Genomic DNA, 5,471 nt, shown 5'->3' with positions numbered 1-5,471 from the left:
AGTCGGCTCGCCGCCCATCGTCAGCCGCACGTCGCCGGCGGCAAGCGCTGCATCGACCTTGTTGCCCAACGCATCAAGGGCCTGCCAGCTTTCGTCCGAAAATGGCTTGGTGATGCGCGGATGTTCGGCGATGCGGTCGACCCGCATCTCGAAGCCGAATTCGACATTGGAGAAGCTCGCCATGCCGGAAATGGGAGCCGCGTTGCGGAAATGCGGCGTGGCGGCCAGCGGCACATGGCTCTCGCCGGTGAGCAGGCCCGAGGTCGGATCGAAGCCGATCCAGCCGGCGCCGGGAAGATAGACCTCGCACCAGGCATGCAGATCGGTGAAGTCTGTCGCCGTTCCCGGCGGACCGTCGAGCGCGATCAGATCGGGCTTCAACTGGATCAGATAGCCGGAGACGAAGCGCGCGGCGATGCCGAGATTGCGCAGGATCTGCACCAGCAGCCAGCTTGAATCCCGGCATGACCCCTTTTTCGCGGCCAAGGTCTCTTCCGGCGAGAACACTCCGGTTTCCATGCGCACGATATAGGCGATCTCGCGCTGCAGCCGCGCATTGAGGTCGACCAGGAAATTGACGGTGTTGGCAGCGCTGCGATCGATGGTGTTCAGCAGCGCGGACAGCAGGGGTCCCGCGGGTTCCGGCGTGCGATAGATGGCGAGATCGTCGCGGATTTCTTCCGGATACTCGAATGGAAACGCCTCGGCCGACGGCTCGACGAAGAAATCGAACGGATTGTAGACCGTCATGTCGGCGACGAGGTCGACCTCGATCTTCAACTCCGTCACCGGCTCCGGAAACACGAAGCGGGCTAGGAAGTTGCCGTAGGGGTCCTGCTGCAGATTGACGAAGTGGTTGGCCGGCTCGACCTTGAGCGAATGGCTCAGCACCTTGGTGCGGGAATGCGGCGCCGGCTGCAGCCTGATGATCTGGGGCCCGAGAACCACCGGCCGGTCGTACTTGTAGTGGGTCAGGTGGTAGACAGCTGCCAGAATTGCCATGGAGCCCCGGAATTCAGCGTTTCAAACGATTTCGCTGAACCCTGACACATCTGGCGACCATTCTCCAAGCAGAGATGTTGCGGTGCACCTAATTTAAGCAACGGTTGCCGGCTCAGAAAAACGCCTGTATCCCCGTCTGCGCCCTTCCCAGGATCAGCGCATGCACGTCATGCGTGCCTTCATAGGTGTTGACCGTCTCCAGGTTCTGCGCGTGGCGCATGACGTGGTAGCCGATCTGGATACCGTTGCCGCCATGCATGTCGCGGGCCTGGCGCGCGATGTCGAGCGCCTTGCCGCAATTGTTGCGCTTGACGATCGAGATCATTTCCGGCGCCATCTTGCCTTCATCCAGCAGTCGCCCGACGCGCAAGGATGCCTGCAGCCCAAGCGCGATCTCGGTCTGCATATCCGCCAGCTTCTTCTGGTAGAGCTGCGTGCCGGCCAGCGGCTTGCCGAACTGCTTGCGATCGAGACCGTATTGGCGGGCGCGGTGCCAGCAATCCTCGGCGGCGCCCATCGAGCCCCAGGAAATGCCGAAGCGAGCCCGGTTGAGGCAGCCGAACGGTCCGCCAAGGCCTTTTGCGTTGGGCAGCAGCGCGTCTTCGCCGACCTCGACGCCTTCCATCACCACCTCGCCGGTGATCGACGCCCTCAGCGACAGCTTGCCGCCGATCTTCGGCGCCGAAAGCCCCTTCATGCCCTTTTCCAGCACGAAGCCACGGATCTCGTCCTTGCCGTTCTCGCCCTTCAGCTTCGCCCAGACGACGAACACGTCGGCGACCGGCGCGTTGGAAATCCACATCTTCGAACCGGACAGCTTGTAGCCGTTGGCTGTCCTCTCGGCGCGTGTCTTCATGCCGCCCGGGTCGGAGCCGGCATCCGGCTCGGTCAGGCCAAAACAGCCGATCCACTCGCCGCTGGCAAGCTTGGGCAGGTACTTCTTGCGCTGTTCGTCCGAGCCATAGGCGTAGATCGGGTACATCACCAGCGACGACTGCACTGACATCATCGAGCGATAACCCGAGTCGACACGTTCGACTTCCCGCGCGACCAGCCCATAGGTGACGTAGTTCGCACCAAGCCCGCCGAATTCCTCGGGGATGTTGATGCCGAGCAGGCCGGCCTCGCCCATTTCGCGGAAGATCGCGGTATCGAAAGTCTCGTTGAGGTAGGCGTCCTCGATCCGCGGCGCCAGTTTGTCGGCGGCGAAGGCGGCCGCGCCGTCACGCACCATGCGCTCGTCTTCCGAAAGCTGGCCCTCGATCAGGAACGGATCTTCCCAGACGAATGCGTTCTTGTCGGCGGCCATCGCGTTTCTCCCAAACCAATGCATGTCGCTCAAAACGATGACATGCATGAAGCAAAATGTTGGCCCGTTCTATCGGCCTGCGTCTCGAAAAAATCAAACGAAATTGATTCACCGATCAATGAGCTCTAGGAATGGATCATGAGTGTACAACGCCGCCTTTTGCCCAACATAAGCGCCCTTGCCGCCTTCGAGGCTGTGGCCCGGCTGGGCAGTTTCACCGCTGCCGCCCAGGAGCTCGATTTGACCCAGGGCGCGGTCAGCCGGCAGATCAGTTCGCTTGAAGATCAATTCGGCCGCCGGCTGTTCGAACGCGACAGCCGCAATGTCAGGCTGTCGACATCGGGCGACATCTACGCCGAGGCGGTGCGTTCAGCACTTGGTCAGTTGCGTGACGCAGCCCTTGGATTGATGAGCAATCGGCATAGCGGCATCCTGAACCTTGCCATTCTGCCGACCTTCGGCACGCGCTGGCTGATGCCGATGATCCCCGATTTCGTAGAAAACAATCCCGATATCACCATCAACTTCGTCACCCGCGTCGGCCGCTTCGACTTCGCCAGGGAGAGGCTGGATGCCGCCATCCACTATGGCCTGCCGGACTGGCCCGAGGCCGACTCGACACTGTTGGTGCGCGAAACCGTGGCGCCGGTCGTGTCGCCCGAATTCCTCGCCGGCCGCGCCATCGCCTCACCGGCCGATATCGGCCGCCTGCCGCTGCTGCACATGGCGACGCGTCCTGGCGCCTGGACCGAATGGTTCGAGCATCAGGGCCTGAGCGCGCCGACCGGACCGGGCATGCAGTTCGAGCAGTTCGGCACCGCCGCCCAGGCCTGCATGGCGGGGCTCGGCGTGGCGCTGCTGCCGCTGATCCTCATTGCAGGCGAACTGCAGCGCGGCCAGCTGGTGCCGGCGCCAGGCCGGCCCATGCAAAGCCGCAGCGCCTACTATCTCGTCGTCCCGCACGACAAGCGCGGCCATCCGCCAGTCGCCAGTTTTCGCGACTGGCTGCTGGGCCAGGTCGAGAAGGAGCCGGCCGTTCTGGCGTGGTAGTTACTTCCGCTTCAGCGCATCCGCCAAGGCAGCACCGAATGCGCCTTGCTGTGCCGGCCGCTCCGGCTGGCGTTGCTGCGGTGCCGGCGAACGTGGTGCCGGCCTGCCGCCACCATTGTCGCGTGGCCCGCCACGCGGTGCGCCACCCTCGCCGCCATCCTTGCGCATGGAAAGCGCGATGCGCTTGCGCTTGATGTCGACGTCGACGACCCGCACCTTGACCACATCGCCGGCCTTCACGACCTCATGCGCGTCCTTGATGAACCGGTCGGCCAGTTGCGAGACATGCACCAGCCCGTCCTGATGCACTCCGATATCGACAAAGGCGCCGAAGGCGGCCACATTGGTGACCGTGCCTTCAAGCAGCATGCCGGGCTTCAGATCCTTGATGTCATCAATGCCGTCGGCGAAGGTCGCCGTCTTGAAGCCTGGGCGCGGGTCGCGACCGGGCTTTTCCAACTCCGCCAGGATGTCGCGCACCGTCGGCAGGCCGAAACGCTCGTCGACGAAGACGCGCGGGTCGAGTGCCTTCAGCGCGGCACTATCGCCCATCAGCGACCGCACATCGCGCCCGCAGGCGGCGACGATCTTCTTCGCCACGCCATAGGCCTCCGGATGCACCGACGAGGCATCGAGCGGCTCGCTGCCATTGGCGATGCGCAGGAAGCCGGCGGATTGTTCGAAGGCGCGCGGTCCGAGCCGCGGCACCTTGAGCAGATCCTTCCGGCTGGCGAACGGCCCGGTCGCATCGCGATGCGCAACGATCGCGTCGGCCAGAGACGCGCCGAGACCTGAAACGCGCGCCAGCAGCGGCGCCGAGGCGGTGTTGAGGTCGACGCCGACGGCGTTGACCGCGTCCTCGACCACCGCTTCCAGCGAGCGGCCGAGACGGTACTGGTCGACATCGTGCTGGTACTGGCCGACGCCGATCGATTTGGGCTCGATCTTGACCAGTTCTGCCAGCGGATCCTGCAGCCGCCGGGCAATCGAGACGGCACCGCGCAACGACACGTCGAGGCCGGGGAATTCCGCCGCCGCCGTCGCCGATGCCGAATAGACCGAGGCGCCGGCCTCGCTGACGATCACCTTCAGGGGCTTCGGACCACCATCCGCCGGCATGTCGGACAGCATCTCGGCGACCAGCTTTTCCGTCTCGCGGCTGCCGGTGCCGTTGCCGATCGAAATCAGCTCGACCTTGTGCAGCCGGATGAGCTTGGCGAGTTCCGCCTGCGTGCCGCGCACATCGTTCCTGGGCGGGAACGGGTAGACGGTCGTCGTGGTCAGCACCTTGCCGGTGCCGTCGACCACCGCCACCTTGACGCCGGTGCGGATGCCGGGATCGAGCCCCATAGTGGCGCGCGAACCGGCGGGAGCGGCCAGCAGCAAATCCTTGAGGTTACGGGCGAACACATGGATCGCTTCCTCTTCTGCCCGCTCGCGCAGGTCGCGCATCAAATCGAGAGTCAGGTGCAGCGACAGTTTTATCCGCCAGGTCCAGCCCGCCACCTCCACCAGCCAGCGGTCACCCGGCAGGCTGCCTCCGATGGCATAGGCATTGGCTATCATCCGCTCGACCGGCTTCACCGGCGACGTATCATCGGCATCGACCTCGATGTCGAGCGACAGCACTTCCTCGTTGCGGCCACGCAGCATCGCCAGCGCGCGATGGCTCGGCACATTTGCCCAGCGCTCGACATGGTCGAAATAGTCGGAGAATTTCGCACCGGCTTCCTGCTTGCCGTCGACCACCCTGGCGCGCATGAAGGCGCGCTCCTTCATGTAGCTGCGCAATTTTCCGACCAGATCGGCATTCTCGGCGAATTGTTCCGACAGGATGTCGCGCGCCCCCTCGAGCGCTGCCTTGGTATCGGCCACCTCTTCGCTGACATAGGCCAGCGCCAGTTCGGCAGGCAGCAATGAGCGGTTCGCCAGGATGGCTTCGGCCAGCGGCCCCAGCCCGCGCTCCCTGGCGATCTCGGCCTTGGTCCGGCGCTTGGGCTTGTAGGGCAGGTAGATGTCCTCAAGTTCCGCCTTGGTGCTGGCGGCGACGATCTTGCCTTCAAGCTCCTCGGTCAGCTTGCCCTGTTCGCGGATCGAGCCAAGGATGGTG

Annotated in this window: 4 protein-coding genes; 1 reads left to right on the top strand and 3 read right to left on the bottom strand. The window is 64.2% G+C overall.

What is annotated here, in order from left to right; all coding sequences use genetic code 11:
• Window positions 1-1,002: transglutaminase family protein (locus tag EOD15_RS27545; RefSeq protein WP_148129658.1), on the bottom strand; the 1,002-nt coding region annotated here is incomplete at its 3' end.
• A gap of 112 nt (window positions 1,003-1,114) precedes the next feature.
• Window positions 1,115-2,311 (bottom strand): acyl-CoA dehydrogenase, encoded by a 1,197-nt coding sequence (locus EOD15_RS27540; protein WP_127321027.1) that lies wholly within the window; start codon window positions 2,309-2,311, stop codon window positions 1,115-1,117.
• Between the two features lie 138 nt (window positions 2,312-2,449).
• Here EOD15_RS27540 and EOD15_RS27535 point away from each other — a divergent pair, with 138 nt between their 5' ends.
• Window positions 2,450-3,361: a LysR family transcriptional regulator gene (locus EOD15_RS27535; protein ID WP_127321026.1), complete on the top strand. Its 912-nt coding sequence runs from the start codon at window positions 2,450-2,452 to the stop codon at window positions 3,359-3,361.
• Here EOD15_RS27535 and EOD15_RS27530 read toward each other — a convergent pair.
• A partial coding sequence (locus EOD15_RS27530) for a Tex family protein (protein WP_148129657.1) occupies window positions 3,362-5,471 on the bottom strand: 2,110 nt, incomplete at its 5' end.

It is taken from the genome of Mesorhizobium sp. M7A.T.Ca.US.000.02.2.1 (assembly GCF_003996995.1).
Classification (GTDB): Bacteria; Pseudomonadota; Alphaproteobacteria; order Rhizobiales; family Rhizobiaceae; genus Mesorhizobium.
The sequence above is the reverse complement of the archived record's forward strand: the minus strand, read 5'-3'. Positions and strand labels throughout refer to the sequence as shown.